Annotated in this window: 21 protein-coding genes and 1 tRNA gene; 10 read left to right on the forward strand and 12 right to left on the reverse strand. The window is 49.3% G+C overall.

The annotated features are described in order from the left end of the window. Positions 1–105: 105 nt before the first annotated feature. From C7B82_RS21055 to murA, 4 genes are all read right to left on the reverse strand, one after another. On the reverse strand, positions 106–2469 hold the full coding sequence (locus tag C7B82_RS21055) for a P-loop ATPase, Sll1717 family (protein WP_106258327.1): 2364 nt from the start codon (positions 2467–2469) through the stop codon (positions 106–108). A gap of 302 nt (positions 2470–2771) precedes the next feature. Beyond that, on the reverse strand, positions 2772–3218 hold the full coding sequence (locus C7B82_RS21060; RefSeq protein ID WP_106258329.1) for a hypothetical protein: 447 nt from the start codon (positions 3216–3218) through the stop codon (positions 2772–2774). Between the two features lie 292 nt (positions 3219–3510). Next, complete coding sequence (locus tag C7B82_RS21065) at positions 3511–4386, reverse strand: M48 family metallopeptidase (RefSeq protein ID WP_106258331.1); 876 nt, start codon at positions 4384–4386, stop codon at positions 3511–3513. 321 nt (positions 4387–4707) lie between these two features. Next, a complete protein-coding gene (gene murA / locus C7B82_RS21070) occupies positions 4708–6114 on the reverse strand; it encodes a UDP-N-acetylglucosamine 1-carboxyvinyltransferase (RefSeq protein ID WP_106258333.1) in 1407 nt (468 codons plus the stop codon). A 242-nt stretch (positions 6115–6356) separates the two neighbouring features. Between murA and C7B82_RS21075 the strand changes: the two genes are divergently transcribed. Both C7B82_RS21075 and C7B82_RS21080 read left to right on the forward strand, forming a co-directional pair. After that, positions 6357–6440: transfer RNA gene (locus C7B82_RS21075), tRNA-Leu, on the forward strand. 125 nt (positions 6441–6565) lie between these two features. Next, positions 6566–7351: a TrmH family RNA methyltransferase gene (locus tag C7B82_RS21080; protein WP_106258335.1), complete on the forward strand. Its 786-nt coding sequence runs from the start codon at positions 6566–6568 to the stop codon at positions 7349–7351. 219 nt (positions 7352–7570) lie between these two features. Here C7B82_RS21080 and C7B82_RS21085 read toward each other — a convergent pair whose 3' ends face one another. Further along, positions 7571–7822: a hypothetical protein gene (locus tag C7B82_RS21085; RefSeq protein ID WP_106258337.1), complete on the reverse strand. Its 252-nt coding sequence runs from the start codon at positions 7820–7822 to the stop codon at positions 7571–7573. Positions 7823–8210: 388 nt separating this feature from the next. Next, a complete protein-coding gene (locus C7B82_RS21090; protein ID WP_146141231.1) occupies positions 8211–8696 on the reverse strand; it encodes a methylmalonic aciduria and homocystinuria type D protein in 486 nt (161 codons plus the stop codon). Positions 8697–9497: 801 nt separating this feature from the next. Here C7B82_RS21090 and C7B82_RS21100 point away from each other — a divergent pair. The 5 genes from C7B82_RS21100 to C7B82_RS21120 all read left to right on the forward strand — a co-directional run bounded on the left by C7B82_RS21100 (position 9498) and on the right by C7B82_RS21120 (position 16192). Further along, positions 9498–10583, forward strand: a complete 1086-nt coding sequence (locus tag C7B82_RS21100; RefSeq protein WP_106258342.1) for a S1C family serine protease — start codon at positions 9498–9500, stop codon at positions 10581–10583. Positions 10584–11095: 512 nt separating this feature from the next. Then, positions 11096–11407: a hypothetical protein gene (locus C7B82_RS21105; protein WP_106258344.1), complete on the forward strand. Its 312-nt coding sequence runs from the start codon at positions 11096–11098 to the stop codon at positions 11405–11407. Positions 11408–11634: 227 nt separating this feature from the next. Further along, positions 11635–12642 (forward strand): TIGR04168 family protein, encoded by a 1008-nt coding sequence (locus tag C7B82_RS21110; protein ID WP_106258425.1) that lies wholly within the window; start codon positions 11635–11637, stop codon positions 12640–12642. A 442-nt stretch (positions 12643–13084) separates the two neighbouring features. Beyond that, the gene (locus C7B82_RS21115; protein WP_219904618.1) at positions 13085–15040 is read left to right on the forward strand and encodes a CHASE2 domain-containing protein; all 1956 of its coding nucleotides are present in this window, start codon (positions 13085–13087) and stop codon (positions 15038–15040) included. 417 nt (positions 15041–15457) lie between these two features. Beyond that, positions 15458–16192, forward strand: a complete 735-nt coding sequence (locus C7B82_RS21120; RefSeq protein ID WP_106258346.1) for a DUF928 domain-containing protein — start codon at positions 15458–15460, stop codon at positions 16190–16192. Between the two features lie 182 nt (positions 16193–16374). On the opposite strand, the gene C7B82_RS21125 is transcribed toward C7B82_RS21120, so the two are convergent. From C7B82_RS21125 to C7B82_RS21135, 4 genes are all read right to left on the reverse strand, one after another. Continuing rightward, positions 16375–17208, reverse strand: a complete 834-nt coding sequence (locus tag C7B82_RS21125) for a phosphate/phosphite/phosphonate ABC transporter substrate-binding protein (RefSeq protein ID WP_106258348.1) — start codon at positions 17206–17208, stop codon at positions 16375–16377. Continuing rightward, the gene (locus C7B82_RS31615; RefSeq protein ID WP_146141232.1) at positions 17198–17467 is read right to left on the reverse strand and encodes a hypothetical protein; all 270 of its coding nucleotides are present in this window, start codon (positions 17465–17467) and stop codon (positions 17198–17200) included. Before C7B82_RS31615 ends, C7B82_RS21125 begins: the two co-directional genes overlap by 11 nt. Positions 17468–17993: 526 nt before the next feature. Further along, positions 17994–18833, reverse strand: coding sequence for a DUF3153 domain-containing protein (locus C7B82_RS21130; protein WP_106258350.1), 840 nt, complete (start codon positions 18831–18833; stop codon positions 17994–17996). A 73-nt stretch (positions 18834–18906) separates the two neighbouring features. Next, positions 18907–19434, reverse strand: coding sequence for an outer membrane protein assembly factor BamD (locus tag C7B82_RS21135; RefSeq protein ID WP_181357597.1), 528 nt, complete (start codon positions 19432–19434; stop codon positions 18907–18909). 237 nt (positions 19435–19671) lie between these two features. Here C7B82_RS21135 and C7B82_RS21140 point away from each other — a divergent pair, with 237 nt between their 5' ends. Beyond that, positions 19672–20319, forward strand: a complete 648-nt coding sequence (locus tag C7B82_RS21140; RefSeq protein ID WP_106258354.1) for a hypothetical protein — start codon at positions 19672–19674, stop codon at positions 20317–20319. A gap of 20 nt (positions 20320–20339) precedes the next feature. Here the strand turns inward: C7B82_RS21140 and C7B82_RS21145 are convergent, their stop codons facing one another. Both C7B82_RS21145 and tmk read right to left on the reverse strand, forming a co-directional pair. Then, a complete protein-coding gene (locus tag C7B82_RS21145; protein WP_106258356.1) occupies positions 20340–21326 on the reverse strand; it encodes a DNA polymerase III subunit delta' in 987 nt (328 codons plus the stop codon). A 146-nt stretch (positions 21327–21472) separates the two neighbouring features. Then, positions 21473–22165, reverse strand: coding sequence for a dTMP kinase (gene tmk, locus C7B82_RS21150; protein WP_106258357.1), 693 nt, complete (start codon positions 22163–22165; stop codon positions 21473–21475). A 333-nt stretch (positions 22166–22498) separates the two neighbouring features. Between tmk and C7B82_RS21155 the strand changes: the two genes are divergently transcribed. Beyond that, positions 22499–22774 carry a hypothetical protein gene (locus tag C7B82_RS21155; RefSeq protein WP_245940024.1) on the forward strand — a complete coding sequence of 92 codons (276 nt, stop codon included), beginning with the start codon at positions 22499–22501 and terminating at the stop codon, positions 22772–22774. 364 nt (positions 22775–23138) lie between these two features. After that, positions 23139–24185 carry a zinc-dependent dehydrogenase gene (locus C7B82_RS21160; protein ID WP_106258360.1) on the forward strand — a complete coding sequence of 349 codons (1047 nt, stop codon included), beginning with the start codon at positions 23139–23141 and terminating at the stop codon, positions 24183–24185. The last annotated feature ends 44 nt before the right edge of the window (positions 24186–24229 follow it).

Consider the following 24229-nt stretch of genomic DNA (forward strand, 5'->3'; position numbering starts at 1 on the left):
ATGGTTACTTTCCTATAATTGTTTCTATTCCCTACTTTTGCTTATTCATCTACTCTCTTATTAAATTGCTAAACTTGTAATTAGAGAGCAAAGGTGTTTTTAGGCTTACTCAAATTCATTCGTTAAAGATAGGTATGGTAGGAGAGCATTATTAAGTTTATAGCGATTAGAGCTTAACTTCTTTGCCCTAGCATTAATCAGCTCCTTGCTGTCGAAAGCATATTCGAACTCAAATTGATTTTTTTCAACCTCTTTCCCAAGAATGGATAACGTTGATAAATGCTCGATTAAATTGTCTAGAAACTCTTCAGATTCTGATAGATCTGCATCACACATAGCCACATATAAAGTTTCTTTATCAATAATATTCGGACAACTAACTAACTGATATAAAAACTCTTTGAGCTGATCTATGGTAACTCCATTTTCAACCAGCATGGAGAGGAAAGCCCAAGCTGAATAGTTTTCATAAGCAGTTTCTAAATCGTCTTCTTCAATTATCGAGTGTCCTCTTGAAATAGCATTCTCATGAGCATTTTTGAAGAAATAGATAATGTCTCTAGGTCTAGGTATTAACTTATCATAAATATAATCTTTTACTGGTACGTCTTTTACCGTCTTAACGATGTATTTCTCCCATAATGTACTGGCGAGCAGTTCGTTAACACTTAATTCGACAAATCTTTGTTCTATTATTCTAAATAAAACATCTTTGTCACCTGACTTTAGAAGATTCGTATATTCTATTTTGTCTGGCTCTCTAGCAACACCAAGAATGTATTTAAATATATCGCTTCTTAGGAAGATAGTTAGATGAAAATCAATTTTCTTGGGTTGTCCTTTCACCGTAAAAGATGATAGTTCTCTAACAATCCTGCCTGTAACACCAAGTAAGCCTAAAATCCATTCACTTTGAAGATTTAACTTGTTACCCTTTTTCCAGGATTTATCTAAATTATCTATAAGGACTAAAATTTTTCTATCCTTGTCAAATAGCTCTGCCAGGAAATTTCTTATTTTAGACAAAGTTTCATCATGCATGATCTCAGCTAACTTTATTTTAAATTCTGAAAATTTTTCACCTGTATTTATTATATTAGCTTGGCTAATTTTTTCTATCTCTTCCTCTAATCTTTCAGAGAAATCCTTTAAGAAAAGCTCAGAATTACTATCAATAAAATCTTTGAATGCTGTTTCTGTTGTAGTGAGTGCATATGAATGTTTTGAAGTGATTTTAAGATAAACAGATTTTGCAACCTCTGTATAGATTAAAAGCTTCCATGCGCTTTCAACTAAATAACTCTTTTCATATTCTTCTGAAGAAACCTGCAAGATTTTAACTAAAGCATCAATTTCAAAGTTTACAGGTTTAATAAGGCAAACATGATTTCTTGAATCTTTTTCTAAAAGGCTCTTTAAATAGTACAAAGTCGCCGTTTTTCCTGTCCCTTTTCTTCCAATAACTATGTTGTAGTCGTTCTTAATTAAAGCTGGAATGTTAAAGTTTTGGACATAATAGTATGGTAATTCCTCACTTTCATTCTCGGCTAAAAATTCACCAAAACTAATTTGTTGGAGTTTAGTCAACTCGTTCTTTATCTGCTGACTAGTTTTTTGTTGATAGATGTATTCTAAGAGCCTATCCTTAAGAGGCGCTAGAAAATCAGCTACAATCTCCTCACATCTTTTTTTACGATTATACTTAACTAACAAATCTCTATAATCAATTGGTACTTCGTAAGGTTCTTCCGCCAACATCAAAAGATCTAAATTACAACCCAGAGCAAAACCCGCAATAAGTGAACATTTTGAGTTTTGAATTTGATAACCTGAACGATCTATAGAAGAAAATTCTATTAAAACGGCTTTATTCAACTTTTGCAGATACCACTCAAGAGGCTGTATTCTATTTTCTGACGCATCATCTGTGCTACAAGGGATTTTATATTTTAAAATTTGATTAGATATGGCTTGGCTGTAAATATTGTCAAATTGATTTTTTAGAAAAAGTAAAGGATGCCTACTATTATCTAAGCCCTGCTTCTGCTTCTTTTTTTGCTTTTCTTGTGTGGTATCATTGAAAATAAAAGAATTAAAAGCCGACACAATATCTGTAGTATTTATGTAACTTTGGTAACCAGTTGTTGTCAAAGCTGAAAACTCTTTGTATCGTCTTACTGATTCAATATGTGTATTGTCAAATATCAAAAATATTGCTTTATCCTTTGCCATCGCATAACCAAGCTCAAAAATAACATTGTCGCTAAAACCTGTTAGATCGACACAGAAATAATCAGCTTCGTCGATAGCTCTCGTTACTTCATCAATAATTAGCTTGCCGTTGATGGTCTGGCTTCTCCAAGATTTTAGCGAGGCAACCTGGGAACTATTGATCAATTTAATTGCTTCTTCAATTGATTCACCAGATGATTTAGGTTGACTACTGTAAGCAAAGAAGCCAGTTTTCATACCGCTAAACCCTTAAGGAGAGACGATTTGTAAGCGTTATTTTAACGCAATTACTTAAACTGGGAACATTCTTCCAACTGGCTTTACATTTTATAAATTCCTTTTCACTTAAATTGCACTTCTGCCACAGCCGCAGAAGTGCGAGTTTGATTAGAACGCCCGAGAAACTTTAACCACAGGGATCTTCAGCTTTAGCTTTTAAATGCTTTTAGATTTTGGGCTAGATTTGCAATAAACCAGCTAATAAGTAGCAGTAGGGTGAGCAGTGTCCACCCTACTAGATCTGACTTTGCACCTAGGATTTAGTTGCCAAAGGCATCTTTGATATTGTCAACAGCGCTTTCAACAGCATTTTTGGTTTTGTCAATCGCGTTTTGAGTGCGAGCCGAGTCTTTGTCAGCTTTGCGCTCAATTCTAGCGGCGTCTTTCTTAGCTTTGCGTCCGATGGCACTATCGTTGTCTGTGGCGCGATCGACCTTGGCAGCATTGGTTTTTGCTGTCTTCTTCAGCTTATCGGTCGTGTCGCGAACGAACCCTTTAGTGCGTCCAGCATCTTTACTGGCTTTCCCTTGTAATTCACTGCCTGCATCCGCTGCCGCAATCAAGTTGCTAGCAGGAGCCGCGATCGCTGCATTGCTTGAGAAAAACGCACCTTGCCAAGTAAACGCGATCGCCGACACGCAGAGCAGTGCAGTCGTCAACCAACGCCCGATCGTCGATACCCGTTTTGTAAAATAATTCAGTTTCATGGAATACAATCTCCTTTAGATTAGATTCCATTTCTACTTCATCCAGCTCACCGTTTAAATCGTGCTGTAGATGGAGGTTGCGCCTGAAGAAAAATCTATCAATGTAAGTAGTTGTTTCGACTATAAGTAACGCGATGTGCAACTAAATTTGCCCTCATCCCCACCCTTCTCCCCAGGGAGAAGGGCTTTCAGGCGTTTCCAGTTCCCTCTCCTGCTGGGAGAGGGCTAGGGTGAGGGCGGTCTCAGCAGGTATTTCAGGGAAATCGCACATCGCGTTGAGTAGTTGTGTCAACTACCAATTGCGCCATCCGCCTGCCGTTTTGGTGCCTTGGCCAGACTGTGTCGGGCGAGTTTGCAGCAACGATTGGTACTCCTTGCTACTGGCCCAGCGATCGATTTCGCGCGCACGTAAAACGGGTACGGGGTGGGTGAGTTGTGCGGTCATTGCCTGCTTCAACAGTTCGCCCAGTTGGTCATTGCTAATGTCATCGTAGGCGCGTGCTTGAGTGAGGAAGGCCTCCAGATTCAATTGTCCCGACAGCGTTGGCGAACCGCCTGCTAGCTTCATCAACACCGAGCTGACCACCTTGGAATCTTGCGTAGCAAGGAGAGCCGCTCGATCGCAGGTAAATTCGGCACAGCGCACCCATTCTAAAATTTGTGCCTGCAAGCTTTGCGCGATCGCGCCTCCCAGCGTGGGCAATTGCCCTGCCGCCAGCACCAACAGATTCGCCAGCGTCAGGTAGACACCATGTTCACACTTGAGATGCCCCAACTCATGGGCGATGACGGCCTGGATCTCTTCAGATGTGAGCAACTCCAGCAGTGAGGTATGCACCACAATAAAGGGCTGCTTGCCTCGCATCGCAAAGGTATACGCATTAGGAACCGGATGCTGCCGCACATACAACTGAGGCGGCTCCAAATCCAACACCTTGCAGGCATCCAGCAAAAGCTTGTGCAGATCAGGCAACTGCTGCTCACCCACCAACACGCTAGAGGCAATATTTTCCAGGTAGAAAAACTGTTCCGCGATCGGCCCAAGCAAATTCCGAATCACCACATCCAAACCGGGCAACTGCTTCAGGTTTGCCGTTGCTTCAAAGTCTAGAGGGTGTCGAAAGTGATCGGCTCTTAAGCCAATGAGAGGCGTTTGGAGAAAAGACATGCGGTGAGAAGACAAGGATGGGTTGAGGAGCCTGAGTCAGCGATCGTGCACTGCTCACCGACAGTATAACGAGAACCCCTGCTATCCTGCGTTGGTGTTCCCATCAATGATGTTTCAGCCCCTTAGCGGTTCTACCGCAGTCGAACCGCTAAGGGGCTGTGAAGAAATAACGCTATGGACTGTAGCGGTCAGCCATCAGCGGTCAGCGGTCAGCCATTAGAGAAAAGCTGATAGCTGATAGCTGATAGCTGATAGCGAAGCCAAACGTATGCAGTTATTTTTTTACAAGTCCTAAGAGGCTCTGTTCGACTGGGAATGCACTTAACTGGGTTCTGCCACCGGAACGGCGATCGTAGTTTCAGGTACGATCAACGGGCTTTCAAGGTGTTCTACAGACGGTAGCCGTTTCAGGTTAGCGCCAAGCTTTTGCAGCTTCAGCTCCAGGTTTTCATAGCCGCGATCAAGGTGCTGTAAACCCTGAATAACCGTTGTACCACGAGCGGCAAGTCCCGCCAGCACAAGAGCCGCCGAGGCGCGTAAATCAGTGGCGACGACAGGGGCACCAGAGAGCATCGGGACACCCCGGACGATCGCATGAGTGCCTTTGACGCGGATATCTGCGCCCATGCGAGTGAGCTCTGCGACATGGCGGAGACGATTTTCAAACACGGTTTCGGTGATCACGCTGTCGCCATCGCTCAAGGTGAGTAGGGCCATGAACGGAGCCTGCATATCAGTGGGAAACCCAGGATACGGCAGCGTTTCAATATCGGTTGCCAGATGGCGGTAGCCAGGCAAGATGCGGAGGCGGTTGGGCGCGTCTTCAATGACCTGCGCACCGATCGCGTGCAGCTTGGCAATCACTGCCGTTAAATGATCGGGAATGACAGGGGACAAGCTGATTTCAGAATGCGTAATCGCACCAGCGATGAGAAAGGTGCCTGCTTCAACCCGATCGGGAATGATCGCATAATCGGTTGTATGCAAGCTGGGCACACCGACGATCGTAATCGTGTTCGTACCAGCACCGCGAATCTTGGCACCCATTGCCCGACAAAAGTTTGCCAGGTCAGCCACTTCTGGTTCCTGTGCCGCGTTTTCGATCGTGGTTTCGCCTTCTGCCAGCGTTGCCGCCATCATCAACGTTTCAGTCGCGCCAACGCTGGGATAGTCCAAATAAATTTTGGCCCCTTGCAGGCGTTTGTTTCTGCCGCGCAGGTGAGCATTCACAATGCCGTGATCAATTTGCACGTCTGCACCCATTGCCTGCAAGCCTCTGACATGCAGAGCAACTGGTCGAGCCCCGATCGCGCAGCCGCCTGGTAAAGGGATTTTCGCCACACCCAGACGAGCCAGCAGAGGGCCAATCACAAAAAAGCTGGCGCGAAGCTGACTCACCAACTCATAGGGTGCTTTCGACTGAGCAATATGAGAGGCATTGACTAATAAACTATCTCCCTGCCGTTCTAGTTTCACTCCTAACGCGGAGAGAATTTCGCCCATGCGGGTAACGTCCGCCAGAGCTGGCACGTTGCGGATGCGGCAATCTTGCGACGAACAAAGCAAGGCCCCGGCCATAATGACCAGTGCCGAATTTTTAGCACCGCTGATACCGACGTGACCATGCAAAGAGGCGCCGCCCGAGACTTGCAGGACGGCTTTGTCTTCTTCCGATGAAGAATGAGTGTTGGAGAGGCTAGGCGAGAGAGTAATTGGTCTGTCCTCCAATAAATACTGGGTTACGAGTCAACGTGAAGCGTCACTTTTGGAAGCCACCATTTCTAATGACTTAAAAAAACGAACATCGAAATTTTACCGGAAAGATTCAAAATGTACAGTTTTTCGTCATCAGTGCGATCGCTCCGCTGGTTAAGGGCACCACAGAAGTATGCTCCATTTTTGCCCAAAAGTGATTGACAGACGTCGCCGATTACTCCATGATTATGAATCGCGGCCTCGGCTGCGAATAAGCGGAACTGGCGGAATTGGTAGACGCGCTAGATTCAGGTTCTAGTGTTCGCAAGGACTTCCGGGTTCAAGTCCCGGGTTCCGCATTGAGATCATGACAGATAATATGGGTCAACTCAGCAACCGAGGTATCACTTTAACTGCGTGTATTCCTCAGCTTTACTTATCTTTGAACAGGATTTGTAATAAAACTTTAATGAGTCAATCTTAAGTGCTCACTAGTCTTCAGAACCCTCTGGTTAAACAGATCCGAAAACTGCACCAGACCAAAGAACGGCGGGAGCAACAGCTTTTTTTGCTGGAAGGAACTCATCTCTTAGAAGCAGCACTGGCTGTTGATCGCCCATTAATAACCCTTTGCCATACGATTGCCTGGCAAACAAAATATCCCCTGCTATGGGAACATGCGCAGCAATTGGCAGAGCGGGTTGAATTAGTCAGCGCGGACGTACTGCGCGCGATCGCCACGACGGTTGAGCCGGATGGGGTTGTGGCGACGATTGAACGCACCTCAACGCCTGCTCCAGCGTTTACCAGCTTTGGCTTAGTGCTGGAAACGGTTCAAGATCCTGGCAATTTAGGCACCATGATTCGCACCGCTGCCGCCGCGGGTGCCGATGGCTTATTGCTCAGTGCTGATAGCGTTGACTTTGACCATCCTAAAGTGTTGCGGGCGTCGGCTGGTCAATGGTTCCAGCTGCCAATGGCGGCGAGTTTTGATCTGCAAACAGAACTTTCTCACTATCAGCAGCGGGGGATGCAGATTGTGGCAACCCTACCAACCGCAAACCTGACCTACTGGGAGGTTGATTTACGACAGCCGACACTGATTCTTATGGGCAATGAGGGTGGAGGCTTGTCTCCAGCACTGGCTGCAATTGCCGATCAGCAAGTAACGATTCCCCTGAACCCTGGCGTGGAGTCTTTAAATGTGGCGATCGCGGCCGCGCTGATGTTATACGAAGCGAAACGGCAAAGGATGAGGAGTGAGGAGTAAGGAGTGAGAAAGTTTTGAATTTTGAGTTTTGAGTTGCAAGAGAGGGCTAAGGAACAAGAATTTAATCACTCCGGCATTTCCCGTAGGGGCGGGCCGTGCGCCCCTACCTGCAAATAATTTGTCGATTTTATTTAATCCACGATTCTAAGGAAAGAGGGTGAAGTTTTAGTTGATTCGGACTGCTGACTAATGGCCGTGGGTTCTGAGTGAATCCCCTCCCTACGCACCCCTCTCTTCTCCATCTTCCTGCCGCTTCTGAATAAATTGCTCAATATCAGCGACGGCCTGCTCAAGGCTATTAAGGTCAAACTGATCCTCAACGGATGCATTGGTAGAACTGGGGTTATTGTGTTCAGGAGCCATTGGCGATACAACCTCATCAGCGGGTTGAAGCGTCTCTTGCAACTGGTCGAGCGATTCTATGAATGCTCTGGCTGCTGCATACCGTAGGTTTTGCTGACGCTGATTCATAAGTGCTATTCCAAAATCAAGGATCAAAAGACCGGACTACTAGGCGAATGCCGTAGCGGGCTGTCCGTTTGAGCACACGAACTTCGTTAGTACGTTGGGTGACGACAGTATGCATGATGGTAAGCGACCGCTAACAGTGCCTTTAAACGCTTTAGCTAAATGGTCGTCAGTATTTCAGCCTTAATATGCCCAATTTAAAGCCATGTTTTGCTAAGGACATAAATCGGCAACTATTACCATAGCGTCAAGGGCGCTTTTGAGCCAGCTGCAAGTAGTCAGTTTGACCAAACGGTCACGATCGACCACTACCTTTTCTCTTTAAGATGGGCGTGGAAAGATAGCCTGAGTAAACCACAAACCCCGATAGATGCATTGCAGGGCAAGTTCTCTACTCCGCTATCTCACGTAAAATTTGTTCTACCAGCGCTGGTTCTGCCGATGAAACCAGCGTTGAAGGATAGACTGCTCGTCCCCATGTTGGGTGAAGCACGATGGAGCACCCGTGGCTGCAAGTAGTGCGATACCCTAAGGTCGCTTGCACAATCGCTACGTCATCTAACCGTAGCTTCCCAGGACGAGCCAGCAGCGGTAAGCCTGTCCGAGGATCAAAGATGGCTGCGGCGTAACCCAAACGGTTGATTTGAACAGCGATTGCATAGCCAAGCTTGAGAAACCGTCGCCGTAATTTATCTTTCTGCGCTTCGGCAATGGGCGATCGCTTCAACAAATCGCAGTCGCACGGCTGGAGCACAATGAGCATCGATCGTGCCGGACATGACCAATCTGGCAGCAGCTGATCCCGATGGTTACAAACGAACCGACTGGGCGGATGGACGGAGTATTGAGTTTGTGCTTGTTCGATGACTCCGTTCACACATACTCCAGGTAAGCGCTTTTTCCATTCTACGCAGGAGTATGTGATGTAGAAGCATAGACTTTGGTGCTGTCCTCATTGCAACCTCGATCCCAAAGCAAAGCAGAGCTTGATTGCAGGGCCCTTGTGAGCAGAACTTTCCAGGGTGGCCATAACTCAAACGTAGGTGTTGTTAAGAGTCAGTGATCAGCGGTGTGTAAATTTGACCGTTGACCCTTAATCATGAACCGCTGGGTGCTAACCGCTGACCGCTGACCGCTTCCCCTCCTTACCCAAACTATGAACTTATCTTTATACCCAATTCTTCGGAACAAGAATTTAATAATCTCGGCATTTGCCGTAGGGGCGCACGGCCGTGCGCCCCTACGGCAAATAATTTTTTGGTTTTATTTAATTCACGATCCTTAGGAACGCAGATTTAATAAGGTGCAATTCTTTCTGTAGGGACGTTCCATGGAACGTCCCTACAGAAGGGAAATGGTTCAGATTAATTAATCCACGATCCTTGGCGTCGTGAGCACAATTTGAGCGATCACAGCTGGTGCGTATTGAAAGCATCCGGATGCTGTTTTCTTAGTGGCGAAAGTTGGTGGTACCCGCATTGGTACCCCTAAGAGACGCACTCACAAGACTTCGAGAGACCGCGTCTGTAATCGCCCGTAAACATTGATCTACGCAAACCTTGATCTAACTGATCGCCATCTTGTTTTGGCGGTCTAGCAGCAGTTAGGGCATGCACTTGCTCGCCAAATTTTGACCCTTTCGAATTTGACCCTTTCGAACCTTGATCGCGTGCCATCTATGAAATTTAAATACTTACTCCTACTTGCGTTTTCCGTATGGCTAGTTGGTGTCACTGCTTCCATAGCGGCTCCCATCCGAGCCGTCAGTCGGTTGACAACAGCGACTCGATTCACGCCTGAAGCAGACACAGCACCAGACACCTACCGTAACTGTCAAACGAAAAGCCCAGCGGTGCTAACAGTTTATGCTGGCAATGAAACAGGCTCTGGTAGCATCGTGAGCCCAGAGGGATTGGTTATTACCAGCAACCATGTCATCAAGGATCGAGGTGGTCAGCCGATCATCGTTCGCACGGCTAATGGTGAACAATATCGAGGGCGCGTGATCAAAACCGATACCCACAATGATTTGGCGTTACTGCAATTAGAGGCCCAAAACCAGTTTCCAATTGTGCCGTTGGCAAGCACTAGTGATGTAGAAATTGGTCAGTCGGTCTGTGCGATCGGCAGTCCTTACGGTCGTCCTGGTGTTCTGAGTGAAGGTACGCTGAGCCTGGTCAGGAACAATGGCGACTTACAGGCCAGTATTCGGCTCTATCCAGGCAATTCGGGTGGCCCTTTGCTCAACCCACAGGGTGAGATGATTGGTGTCAACAAAGCCATTTTGGAGTCGCCATCGGGCAGAAACACAGGTATTAGCTTTGCTACCAATGTACAGGCGGTCAGGAATTTACTCGGCTCTTCTTTTGCTGCCAAGCCTCTTGCAGTTGCCCCGCTCGTTTCACCTTCGATCGCTGAATCTCCTGCAACAGAGTGGACGTGGACGGCTCCCGAAGCCCCCGCTCAGCAGCCAATACCGTCACCGGATGTAGTCAAGCCGAGCGCTCCATCGACAAATCGTCCCGCAGCAGGCAGGCGTTTGGGCATGACGATCGATATCCGCAATTTGGTGGTGCAACGGGTGCAGCCAGGTTCAGCCGCTGCGGTCAGCGGGTTTCGGCCGGGCGATAAACTGCTGGCAATCAACGGCAACCGCATTGGCGGCTTTACTGCTTTGCAGTCATTTCTCGATCGCCAACCTGACCAAGCGCTGTTCACGATCGCTCGTGGTCAGAACGTCGCTAGCGTTCAGGTGCGTTTCTAAGTTGAACTGGAACCTCGGCTGCTGCTTCAGCGTCATGCCTGCAATAGCCCAGTCACAGGTGTCATCATTGTCCAGCTTATAGCATTCAACGTGTCTGGTTTACGGTATTGGACGTTGAAGCATCAGGGCAATTCAAGCTGGACAGACTGGGAAACACGATCGCCAGTGTGAGGCATGGCATGGCTAAATCTGGGACTGCTTTGTGAACCTGTATCCCTGCTGTAGGGGCTGATAGGCTGCAACAGACAAGAAACTCAAAACGCCCCTACGAAAGCCATCGAAGCTGCATCTAACGCAACGGCACTGCCATCCATCTTTTCTCATTAAGTATCTTTGCGTTTTGAAGCATCGCATGTTTTGCTTTGGAACGCTACGGTAACGATATGGATTGTGATGTCCTATAGCGGTCGCCAACGTATTCAGGCTTTTGGGATGAAAGGGCTTGCAGGGAGTTGTCCCCATACACCGTCCTCACCCAGATGACGTTTGCTATAACTCTTGATTCAACCAACATGAAATTCAAGTCTTTACTGCTGTTTTTCACCCCCTCTGTGCTGCTTTATGGCTCTGCAGCCGTTGGTCTACCTTTGCCATCGATCGCTCAAGTAGCTGCAGGCACGTCAGCAACGCCTGCCAATGCTTATCACAATTGTCAGCAAGCGGCAAATGCCGTTGTCACACTGTATTCGGGTTCAGAAATTGGCGCTGGCAGCATTGTTGATGCTGATGCCACTATTTTGACAGCGCTTCATGTCGTTAAAGAAGCGGTCAAGTGTCAAGTTGTCGAATGGTCATCGTTACCTGGGGCGTGCGATCGCAAATGATGCGCGGCCCGACGCAGAGGGTTCCTAGACCGGCAAACTTAGTTGGCCGCTACAGAGTAAGGCGCTCACGGCCAACGCTTTGAGGTGACGCAAATCCCAAGCATGGCAGTATTGACGCCTGTCAGGCAGCCAGGCGTTTGATGGGTCACGCGCTTTTTAGAAACTGGTTTAACATCCGCCAGCCTCTAAATCTGATTATGCTGGAAGAGACGGGCAAAGGGATACGCATGACTCAGCTGCCGGACAATCAACCCCCACAAACACAGACCGCACAGACAAACAGACACTCCTTACCAGCAGATGCAACTGCTGCGATTACCATTGCCGTCATTGGCGATGTTCACGATCGCTGGGATGCCGATGATGCGATCGCGCTCAACCACTTAGGCGTAGATCTGGTGCTGCTAGTCGGCGATTTTGGTAACGAATCTGTCGAGGTCGTCCGGGCGATCGCAGCACTTGAAATCCCCAAAGCAGCCGTGCTGGGAAACCACGATGCCTGGTACAGCGCGACCGAATGGGGCATCAAGAAATGTCCGTACGATCGCACAAAAGAAGACCGGGTACAGCAACAGCTTGATTTGCTCGGAGAAACCCATGTCGGCTATGGCAAACTCGATTTCCCAGAGTTGAATCTGACTGTTGTAGGCAGTCGTCCCTTTAGTTGGGGCGGCTCAGAATGGAAGAACACAGACGCGTTCTACCGATCGCGCTACGGCATCAACAGCTTTGCCGAATCCACCGAACGGATTGTTCAAGCCGCCAGCAGTAGCACGCTTGATACGGTCATTTTTCTGGGACACTGTGGCCCCAAAGGACTGGGAGATCGTGCTGAAGACACCTGCGGGAAAGATTGGAGTCCTCCAGGCGGTGATCATGGCGATCCTGACTTTGCTGATGCGATCGAAGCCACTCGGAAACTGGGCAAAACGGTTCCGCTCGTTGCCTTTGGGCACATGCACCATCAGTTGCGACACACCAGGCAGCACCAGCGCGTCCCCCTCGTTGCGACCAACGGCACGATTTATCTCAACGCTGCCAGCGTGCCCCGCATCGTGAAAACTGACACCAACTGCCTGCGTAACTTCTCATTGGTGTCACTCCAGGCTGGCTCTGTGGCTCAGGCGTCGATCGTCTGGCTTGACCAGGATATGACGCTGGTTTCAGAGACGGTGCTTTATCGTAATCAAGCGTTCTCCAGTCAGCCTCATCAGAGTTATGAAGCGATCGTGTAGTTCAGCGTTAATTGAACAGTGTTGTGTGTCAGTTTGGTCATGCGACGATCGCGCAATGGGAAAAAGGACATTTCAACCGTCTTCCAGGAATTTGATATTTAATTGCCAAGGCTCAAAGCAATGTCTGGAACATTGATGCCGCAACTGCTCAAGTAATCTTCGTGTGCACGTAAAGAAAAGTATTTTGAGAATTGCTCAGCATGTCGTCTCGCTTTTTATATTGTCAGGATATTGTGGAGAAGAGAGTGTATTGCCTTAGAAGAAGGTGGTGCATCCTCACAGATATCCAGGTGCATCGCTCAACTGCATGGAGTTTGAACGGAAAGCGGTTAGAGATTAAAAGGCTTAGGGCTTCTTAGCTAGATGCCTAGCAGTCTTGAGTGAATCAATCAACACTGTCTGCCCAACCTTCAACCTCGGTAACACAACGCTGAGTGCACCTGTGACTGCTAAATTCTTTCAACGCTGCCGCGACGGGTGGATACAGCTAGCGGCTCTGCCGACAATCGTGCTTTTACCGCTGGCGATCGTCACGACGAGTGCTGTCGTTACTGGCTGCTTGCTGAGCCTGCGTCAGGTTGGTGCGCTGCAACCTCTGGAGCTTGCTAGTTATGACCTGATGGTGCGTCTGCGGCCCGATCGAGACGCTGACTCACGGTTGCTCCTTGTAGCAATTACAGAGTCAGACATTAAGGCACAGAAGCATTGGCCCCTTTCCGATTGGACGATCGCTACAGCATTACAAAAGCTCCAGCAATTCCAGCCCAGCGTCATTGGGTTGGATCTCTACCGTGATCTGCCTCAGGAGCCAGGGAAGGCGGCTCTGACCAAACAATTGCAGCAACCGAACGTCATTGCCATTACCAAAGTTCAGGATGCGGATGATTTAGGCGTGGCGCCGCCGCCCGGTGTGCCCGCCGATCGCATTGGCTTTAACGACGTTACCAGTGACCCGGATGGTGTGATTCGTCGCGGCTTGCTGTTTGTGGATACCGACCAAACAACGCTGTATGCCTTTTCACTACGGCTGGCGATCGCCTATTTGCATCAGCAAGGTATTTCACCCCAGGCAGGTCTGCTCAATCCCAGTAATTTACGCTTTGGCGACACCGAATTCATCCCGTTGGAACCTACCGCTGGAGCTTACCAATCTGTCGATGCGAACGGCTATCAGATCTTGCTGAATTATCGTGCTCGTAGCCAATTGGCACGGCAGGTAACGCTCACTCAGGTGTTAAGCGGTACGATCGATCCCAGTTGGGTGAACGGCAAGATTGTCTTGCTGGGTACGACTGCCCGGAGTGCGAGGGACATCTTTCTCACTCCTTACAGTACGGCTGAAAAACAGACTGCCTCCATGCCAGGAGTGGTGATCCATGCTCAGATGGTGAGTCAATTTCTCGGTGCGGCCTTGAACCACGAACCCTTATTTTGGTTTTGGTCTGATTGGGTGGAGGTGCTCTGGATTGGGGCATGGGTGGTCATGGGTGGCAGCCTCGCCTGGTTTATTCGCCATCCACTAGGTCTAGGGCTGGCAATTACAGTCACCATTACAGCGCTGTTAGGAACCTGCTACCTGCTTTTTTTGCATCAAGGTTGGGTACCAACGGCCACACCCGCGATCGGTGTCATGACGGTCGCGATTTTGGTGGTATCGTACCGGGCACAACAGGCACAGCGTCAGCAAATGATGATGATGAAGCTGCTGGGGCAAAACACCTCCCCTGAAATTGCCAGAGCCTTGTGGAAAAGCCGCGATCGCCTGCTGAAATCTGGCAAACTTCCAGGGCAACGGCTAACGGCCACCATGTTGTTTACCGACATTCGCAACTTCAGCACCCTTTCAGAACAAATGCCCCCTGAGAATTTGTTGGAGTGGCTGAACGAATATCTGAGCGCGATTACCGAGGAAGTAAGAGTTAATCAAGGCATTATTAACAAATTCACAGGCGATGGCTTGCTGGCAGTCTTCGGAGTGCCAATGAACCGTTTGACACAAATTGAAGTGTCTCAAGATGCGCGCCTGGCAGTTGAATGTGCGTTGGCAATGCGCGATCGCCTGCAAGAACTGAACCAGGATTGGCAGCAGCGCCACTTACCCACCGCCCAAATGCGGGTTGGCATTTTCACAGGGCCGATCGTTGCAGGAAGTCTGGGTGGTAAAGATCGCCTGGAATATGGCGTGATTGGCGACAGCGTTAACATCGCTTCGCGCCTAGAAAGCTACGCCAAAGACCAGCAGTTAGAAGTGTGTCGTATCCTCATTGCCAAAGATACGCTCGTGCATTTGCAAGACCGATTTGCTGTTGAACCGTGGGGGCCATTGGCGCTCAAAGGCAAACAGCAAATGATCGATGTTTATCGGGTGCTAGGCTATGCCAGTGATGTGCTTATTTAACTTGTTTAACCTATTGAAGATGATTGCCTGTCTCAAAATTTAACTGGTTGCAGAACCGTTATCTGTAACGCTGCTACTACGGCAAAAAAGGCTGTTTGGCACACAATTAGTCGGGGCCGTGGTAGGAGTAGGTTTGATCCCAAGGTTAAAGGCTAGATAGCAAGATTCTGGCAAAACCTGCCCGTACCCAAGGGTAAATTTTTGCTTGGAAATCTCCCAAGGGGAACATTGAAGCGTTAATCGCCATCAGCAAAGCAGTAAGAGATTACCGCTTCACAGGCTTTACCTACAAGCGATCAGGCAGAATTAGACAAATGTTTCCGTAAGCTAAGGTGTAGAGCCAGTAGCTAAAAACACGCGACTTATTGCAGTGCATTTATAAAGCCATCTATTTGTCACGGTTAGAACGAACGACACATGCTTCAGAAAAACGATTATCGAAAATTATTGACCGTCTGCTTGTCTAGTGCTCTCAGCGTCGCAGTATGTGGTGTGCCACTGCTGGCGATCGCCCAAGAATATCACCCACCCAAACGAGGCATCCCTGGACGGCGCGAAGGTGCTGGAACACGAGGCACTTGCCTGCGTGGACCGAAACTACTCATGCCCCTTACACCAAGCGATAGTTTTAGTGCAACGGTGTCGAACAGCCCTACGTTCTTTTGGTACGTACCCAAAACAGGCGCTCAAACAGCCGAGTTCGCGCTGCTCGATGAAACCGATCGCACGCTCTACAAAACCACGCTTAACTTGCCGGAAGCCGCAGGCGTACTCAGTTTCAGCTTGCCCACAAGTGTCGCGGCATCAATCTTAACGGTTGGGAAGGATTACTATTGGCAGTTTTCTATTCTGTGCGATCCCAATCAACCATCCATTAACCCATTTGTAGAAGGTGTTGTACAACGAGTTAAACCGGCGACTACCTTAACGAACCAGCTGAAAAAGGCAAGTGCCCGCGATCGCTCAACCATTTACGCCACTAACGGTATCTGGCAGGATGCGATCGCCACCCTTGCACAGGCACGCTGTACCAATCCCCAAGACCAGAACCTCATCACAAGTTGGACACACCTGCTGCAATCTGTGAAGCTAGAAGACTATGCCCAAGAGCCACTCACAGCGTCTTGCCCAGCCAAACCCACGAAGAAATAACCCTGACGTTACCGCTTAGGATCGTGGATTAAATAGAATTGTCATGCCCCTAAAAGATGTGTCCCCTTTTCAATTTAAATTAGCATGAGAAAGGTTTTACTCCGGTAGGAGGGTAAGGTCTTGCGTCCCTACGTGAGACTAAAAAGCAGTAGGTAATTAGTTCTCTGAAACTCTTCTTAGATTCAGAATTGGTGCCCTCTTCGAAGGGTGGCACTATACATTTCAGCAAGTATTTCATACTCATCTGCTGTCACGATTGCAAACCCCTGGACGTGCGCCTGTTCCATTGCCTCTTGCAACATCAAATTTGGAGCCAACAGCAACGACCGGAGTTGAGCGATCAACTCTGAGCCCAACTGTTGCGCTGCAACCAACGGCGGCATGGGGCAAGGACCCAGCGTCTCAACAACCCGTAAACGTTGAGCCAAGTGAGGATCATTTCGCAGTGCTTGTTCTAGCACAGTACTGTTGATCGCGGCACAACTCGCTAATCCATCAGCGACCCACTGGATCGATCCCTGATGGGAACCTGATGGGATGGTTTTACTAAAAAAAGAATGTAAATGGCTTTGAAGCAACCGATAACGAAGCAGATTGTAGCCACTATTTGAGCCCACATCGTTGTAGCAAAGGGTGCTTCCTGCCAGTTGTTCAAACGTCGTGATGGCGCTAGCAGCATTCACAATCACATCAGCAAAGTAGATCGGCTGATTGTGATAACGAGGCGATGCCATTACAGGCGCAACTACCGCTTGGAACTGCTGAGGCACACGCTGATGCTGCCGGATAAACGGTAGCCCACACATGAAAGCAAGATCGACCTGATCCTGCTGCAGTAGCGGATCATGCAAGGGATCGTGGAAACTCTGAATGAGAGAGATTTCACGTTGCAAGGCCTGACTGATGGAAGCCGCGATCGCCTCATAAAACCAGAACCAATTAGGAGCCAGGTACGAAACGATTGTCAATGCCTTCAGCGTTTTTGCAGGCGTTGGCGAAGCCGATTCAACCCACATTTTTGAGTACTTCTTTTGGCCGCAGGGGAAGGTGCGTGATGCGTCGGTACAACCAGTGGCCTTGCAGTACCACCAAACTCCCCAAAGCCAACAGTAAAAGACCCGCGATCGGCACATAGGATTTTGCGTGCCACCAACTCCACTTCAGCACAGCAACACATGCCAACAGCCTGCTTGCAACGCCGTGAGTATGTCGCCTCCTGGCACTATCGAGCCGAAACTCAAGGGGCACCGCTCTACGATTTCCTGCGATCGTCATGCTTTCTACTCCTACCAACTTGTCTGGATGCAATCGTATGCCAAAATACTATATTAACTCGATTGGTTTACCGTATTTTCGTCAGTATGGCATAGCAAAGGAAAGAAGACAAGCAGGTTTGATTCAGCAAAAGAGACTGAGAGAACCTTGTCAAGCACAAATGCAAACGCCTCTGACAACGTATAGAAGTTAAAAATTAAACCCGGTCATTGTTGCGTTGCGTGTACGTAGCACAAACGCCTCATTTCTCCTGAGGAGAGGCTCGCTAAACAGTCTGCTTACACTCTGACTGCTTTGCTTTTTTCGAGGCCATGCAAGGCCAGCCAAGAGTTGAGCTATTTCCGCCTGTCCTTAGCCTAAACTTCAGTTGCTAAGGAACAAGAATTTAATCCACGCTCCTAAAGAGGAGATTAGGAGAGAAGCTTTTAGAAAAGAAGCTGATGGTTTAAAAGAGCGGTCAGCGGTCGGTCAGCTTTTTCTGCTAGCCGATCCCTCATGTGCCAGACGCGGTGCTTCAGTGCTGAAATCAATCAGGCAACGAGTCTGGCACTGCAACCATTGAGCTTGGGTACTTCAAAAAGCGCCCTACCAGAACGAGCAGGACGATCGTCAGCGTGCCAATGCCTAGAGGACTGGGCAACCAAAATACGACTTCTAGATGATTCAATTCACCAGGAACTAATTGCCAGACCAACGTGTTGCCAGAGAGCGCTGCTTCGGGTTGGTTGCTGGCAGATGGGATGCTTTTAGCCCCCCAGGGGGTTTGTAGCCGAAACTCCAGATCGATGAGAGAGGCAGGACTGAGCAATAAACTGCCGCTAGAAGACCGTACGCCCAGCGATCGCAGATCCAATTCATAGCGAAGATGATTGCGTTCGACTAACAGTAGATTGCTGGTTGCCAGGGTAAAGTGAGAGGCGATCGGCGGTAGCGCAATGGCGGCTGCGGCTGCACTGTCCTGCTCCAATGGTCTGAAGAATTGGTTGAATTTGGTTTGCAAATCGCCACTACTTGTAAACGGAATGGTCACGAGCAGATCGTTATCTGGCAAGCGATCGCGCCGGCCGCCTAATTGCTGACTTCGCTGTTCAATCAACGTCAACCATTGCTGAGCCGTGCTGCCACTAAAGCGCTGCAATCGTTCTTCAAGCTGAATGTGTTGCGTAAACTCTCCCCGATTGGGACTGTCAAACCTTATACCAACGTCGTAGCGAACACATCCAGAGAGTAGGAGTGAGATAAATAGCATGAGCCAAACCTGGCGCGATCGCTGAAACGCCTGTACCAAGCTTTGCGCTATCTGGCGGAGCAATGGATCACGGCGAGAGGTTTTCTGGTATCGGACAGCACCGATCGTTCGCGTCATCAGTTTCAGGGGGAGAAACGAAAGCTTATGGAAATTCAGCATACGCGAAGATGACGTGAAAAGAACGGTGCCGCTACATGAACCAGAGCAAGCCACCCAGCACGAGTGCTATCGCTCCCAGCGCCACCCAAACAAAGCGGTTATCTTTTACATTCACCTGTTCCGGATCAACGACAGCTTCGAGCTGGAACGCAGGCTTTTCAGGCTGCTTAGCGGATGCAATGGTTGCCGCTGTTGGTCGATCGCGGGCATCACCATCGCCCAGATTGGTTAGATCGGGAATTTGGGTCAGCCATTCTGGGCGAGTCGTTAAGCGGGGTGCCTCCAGAATGTACAGCAGACGACGACCTTGTTTGCGGGTTTGCGCATCGGGATGGCGACTCAGCTCACGGCAAAGGGTCAGTGCGTCCGATCTCTGCCCCATGGCTTCGTAAGCCGTTACCAACCAGATTTGCACCTCGCCCCCAAAGCGAGACATGGGCAGCACCGATGACTTGGCCGACTCCAGATACTGCACCGATTTACGATAGTCGCCGCGTTCAAAGGCCGCTTTTCCAGCCTGGTAGTCTGCTTTAGCGGCGTCAAGTGGATCTGAACTCACAGTTTGATCTGAACTCACAGTCTTGAAAAATACGTTGACAGTTGTGCGAGTGGAAGCGCCTTGTCTAAGCTGAGAAGAAGGACAAACTCCCTCCATTCTATCGGAACACGTTAGGCTAGAAAGGAGTCTTGGATTAAGAGGATTCTCAGCGAAGACATCCTTTTTGTACAGGGATAGATCGGACATTAAAAGGCTGCGTCAACCGCTTCATGTCTTCCTTCCTTAGTGGTAAAAACGATGGCTAAAACACCTTTGCAGTTCCGTGACGCAGAATCTCTACAGACATTCCACCGAGCGCGTCGGGCTAGCTTTTTTCCTGGTGCATCTCTATTAATGGCGATCGCGGTTCTAGCCGCATGGATGCCTGCCGCCAGCGCTAGACCTTATATTCAGGTGCAGAGTGTCCCGGTGCAAGGCAATGGCTATGGCACTCAAAGGCAAGTCATCAATTTCCCGGCTGTAGTTCCTTTCAACAATTCAATTTACAGTCCCGTTCAGACAACCATCCATCCTGGCTTTGGGGGCGGTCTTTCGGTGCAGATTGGCACCCCTAACGTTTATCCATCAGGTGTTTACCAATCGGGATATAGTTATGGGCAGCCTCACGTCATTCAGCGTCGAGGCATCAACAATTCGGTTTTAGTTAACCCCACGGTGATCAACAGCCCCATTCGCAACTCAACGTTGATCAATCCGACGATCGTCACCACTCCTTTAGGCTCTTACTACTCGACACCGTACTATCCATCGCCTTACTACAACACTCAAACCATCACAACGACCACACGCCCAGAGCCAGAAGTGTATATCGATCCCCAGTATGGCGTTCGTTATCGATCGCCCGCCGTCCGTTCCGAGCAGCAGATCATCATCTATCCCAGATAGCTCTTGAAGCAGATAGATCTTTACAGGGATTGCTGCACCATGCCCATTAGCGTCACCTCCCAAACCAGTCGCGGCTGAACGTTGCGCATCAAATACTGGCGTGCTTGCTCTAGAAGACTCACAGGAGCAGCATTTGGTAGCTGTGAGGCTGTGACACAGCTTTGCTGCCAGTAGGTTTGTTGCAGATAATCGATCAGCCAGCGTTGGGCCTCTGACTCTAATGCTTTGTCGATGTCACGAGCCAGACTGAGCGCTTCTCGAGCGGTGCGCGGCATCTGAGTAATGGCTTGGAGAAGGTCTGGTGGTATGGCCCGAAGCTGTTGCCAATGCACGATCGCAGCCCCTGGGCTACCCTGAGCCAACTGCAAAATCTCAGGGTGCTGGAGAATTTCAGACTGTCCTGCTTGCTGGAGTACCTGCGCCATCCCCTCAACCGTCAGACGGTAGAACGGAATCCGCTGGCAGCGTGACACAAGCGTGGGCAACAACGACTCAATACCCGGTGCAATGAGAATGAGCGTTGCCTGACCCGGTTCCTCCAGAGTTTTCAGCAATCCATTCGCCGCCCCTTCTGCCATCGTTTCGGCATGATCAATGACAACCATCGATCGCGATGCTTCCAGGGGTGCACGTGAGAGGAAACGCGCAATCTCGCGCACCTGTTCCAGCCGCACGACTGGCGGTGACTTGGGCTTAAGACCAGCCTCTGCTGCTTCAGCGATCGTCAACCGTTTCCCCTGATGTAAATAGGTCGGGGCGACCCACAGTAAATCGGGATGATTGCGCGCTCGTAGGCGATGCTGCAATGCGTTTGTTTGGGCGATCGTCGCGTTGGGGGGACTAAACAGAAGCGACAGAAAACACTCCGCTGCCAGCCGTCGCCCCACACCCGGCGGTCCTGCAAAAAGGTAAGCAGGCGCAATGCGCGCAATGCGGCCTTTAGCAACTGACTGGGTCAACAGCTCAACTGCCTGGGTTTGCTCAATGAGTGGGGCGAAAGGAGGCATGGGGAAAGGCGTTATTAGTTCGTTAGAAGCGTCAAAAGCCAGGAGTCAAGAGGGCAGGGGAGGCAAAGGCTTGTTTGGCACTCAAAACTCTCTAGCTTGTTGGCGCAAAGCGCTACTCAAAACTCAAAACTTTTAACTTTCATCTCTCATCCTTCATCCTTTGGCCTTTCGACGCCGTACCACTCAGCAAAATGTTGCTCTAAAACCGTCTGAATTTGTTGGGCAACTTCAGCCTCCCTGAGAGACGCATCAATGCGGGCGATGCGTTGAGGGTGCTGTTGGGCTAGTGCGGTAAAGCCTTGCTGAACGCGTTGATGAAAGGAGAGATCAGCCTGTTCGATGCGATCGGCAGCTCCCCGTCGTTGCGTTCTGGCTAGTCCAGTGGCGGCGTCCAAATCTAACCAAAGGGTGAGGTCGCTTTCGAGTCCGTTGGTGGCGATGTGGTTGAGTTGGGCAATCAGATTTAGATCAATACCGCGTCCGTAGCCCTGGTAAGCGATGGTGGAGTCGGTGTAGCGATCGCACAGAATCAGTGCGCCTTGAAGCAGATACGGATGTAGGTAGCCATCCACATGCTGAGCGCGATCAGCCGCGTAGAGCAACAATTCGGCACGACTCTCGATCGCTTCGGCGGTGGATGGCTCTAACAACAGTTGACGCACCTTCAAACCAAGTTCGGTGCCGCCTGGTTCACGTGTCACGGCAATTTGCTGGAGACAATCTTTCGTTTGCAGTAACGCTTGCCAACCGCTATCCACGAGCCATTGCTGCGATCGTCGCAGCTGCGTTGTTTTGCCACAGCCTTCTACACCTTCAAACACAATCAGCTTACCGCGCATGTTTTCTCGCCAAACAGGTTTTAGACAGGGGATTTAAGATCAGCAACTTGAGCCACTAGAGGGGCATGTTGGCTGAACGACTCATGCTGACTGCTGACCGCTGAATAATTAGTCTTGCTCATGCATACTTTATGCTTGCTAAAGGTTACATATGTGACGTGTCGAACCCAGTATTCTGGTACAACGCTAAACGATGAAGCTTGTTATGCTGAATGAACGATATGATAGCGAAGTCTTAATGTCACGCGTCCGGGGTTAGTCATGGCTCGTTATACCTGCCTATTTACAGTTGCAGCATCCGTAGGAAACGTCCAGAGCCTGCTGAGCGAGACTTTGGAATCCTGCAATTTTGATATTATCTACGAAACGGGCGACTATTTGATGGCACGTGAAGTACCCGGCAAGGTTGCTTTTTCTAAACTAGTGACGGTAGAAGTGCTCGTTGATAAAACGCTAGCCACCGATCGGGAAGTGCGCATGAGCTTTGTGATTAAAAACGAAGAATTACCGCTTCAGATTAATAACCATTGTCGGCGGATGTACGAGTTAGTGAGTCAAGCGATCGCCGATAATCGCCAGTGGAGCTTGATTGATACAGTCGCAGGCTAGGACGAAACAGACGGATCAGCGCTGATGCTATTCGACGCAATGCAGCTGGGCTACTGATTGTTTATGTCCAAAGCCTCTGGTTGAATACGGTACTTTTTTACTGAATTAATCGTGACGTTTGCTTCATGCTAACGCCATGTCCCTTTAGTACCGTTAGAGGTGAGCACGAATCCTCACGCTCTATACCAGTAGAGGCGTATTTATGCGCCTCTACTTTTGTTGTGCAGTCATGCGGAAGCGATACATCTTTACTACGGAGAAACTGTGGAGAAGCCTCTTTTCTGCTCTACAACCGTCAGGCAACGCAATGAAAAGGCGTCAGCAGTGCTAGAGTCTGCATTGGAGGGTTTTGAGGAATAAGCACATGAAAGCGCAGGTCTTTCGAGGCGTCAATCAGCTTAGTTACGAAGAAATTCCGGTACCAGAGATTGCTGCCGATGAGGTGCTGGTGCAGGTACGGGTAGTGGGTTTGTGTCAGTCAGATATTAAGAAAATTCGCTATCCCCTTTACAACCCGCCACGCATTTTTGGGCATGAGACCGCAGGCACGATCGCGGCGATCGGGTCGGACGTGCAGGATTGGCAAATTGGCGATCGGGTGGTGGTACTGCATCACATTCCCTGTATGCACTGTGCGTACTGCCTGAACGACAATTTTTCGATGTGCGACGTCTATAAGAACATCACTACGACTGCAGGCTTTGCTCCCAGCGGTGGTGGTTTTGCTGAATATGTTAAAGTGCCGGGTCATATTGTCCGCAGTGGTGGTTTGGTCACTATTCCTGACGATGTGACGTTTGAACAGGCAAGTTTTGTAGAACCGACTAACTGCTGCCTCAAAGCGGTGAAAAAAGCGCAAATTGCTCCTGGTCAAACCGTTCTAGTGACAGGCGCAGGGCCGATCGGGCTAATGTTTATCATGCTGGTGAAGTATTTTGGCGCACGGGCGATCGCCACTGACCTGTTACCCACCCGCATTGAAAAAGCGCTCAGTGTGGGTGCAGACGCTGCCTTCGACGCCCGCGATCCCGATCTGACTGCCAAAATTAACGCGCTCACACAAGGCATGGGGGTGGATACCAGTCTTTTAGCCGTACCGAGCGACAAAGCCTTTTTCCAGGCACTTGATTGCACCCGCAAAGGCGGCAAAATTCTATTCTTCGCCGAATTTCCTGATGAGTTGGAGATTCCCATTAATCCCAACATCCTCTATCGACGTGAAATTGACTTAATGGGCAGCTACAGTTCCTCATATCGGGTGCAGGCGCTAGCTGCGGATATTGTGTTTCACAAACGCATTGATGTGGATGCCCTGGTGAGCGATCGCTATCCACTCAAAGAACTAGCAACCGCTGTCGAACAGGCCGTCTCGCCCGGCCCCGAAACCTACAAAATCCTGATCTATCCCTAGTTTATGAAGCTGACACAGAAACCGGGTTTCTCCACAGACAATAT

It is taken from the genome of Stenomitos frigidus ULC18, assembly GCF_003003795.1.
Lineage (GTDB): Bacteria > Cyanobacteriota > Cyanobacteriia > Leptolyngbyales > Leptolyngbyaceae > Stenomitos > Stenomitos frigidus_A.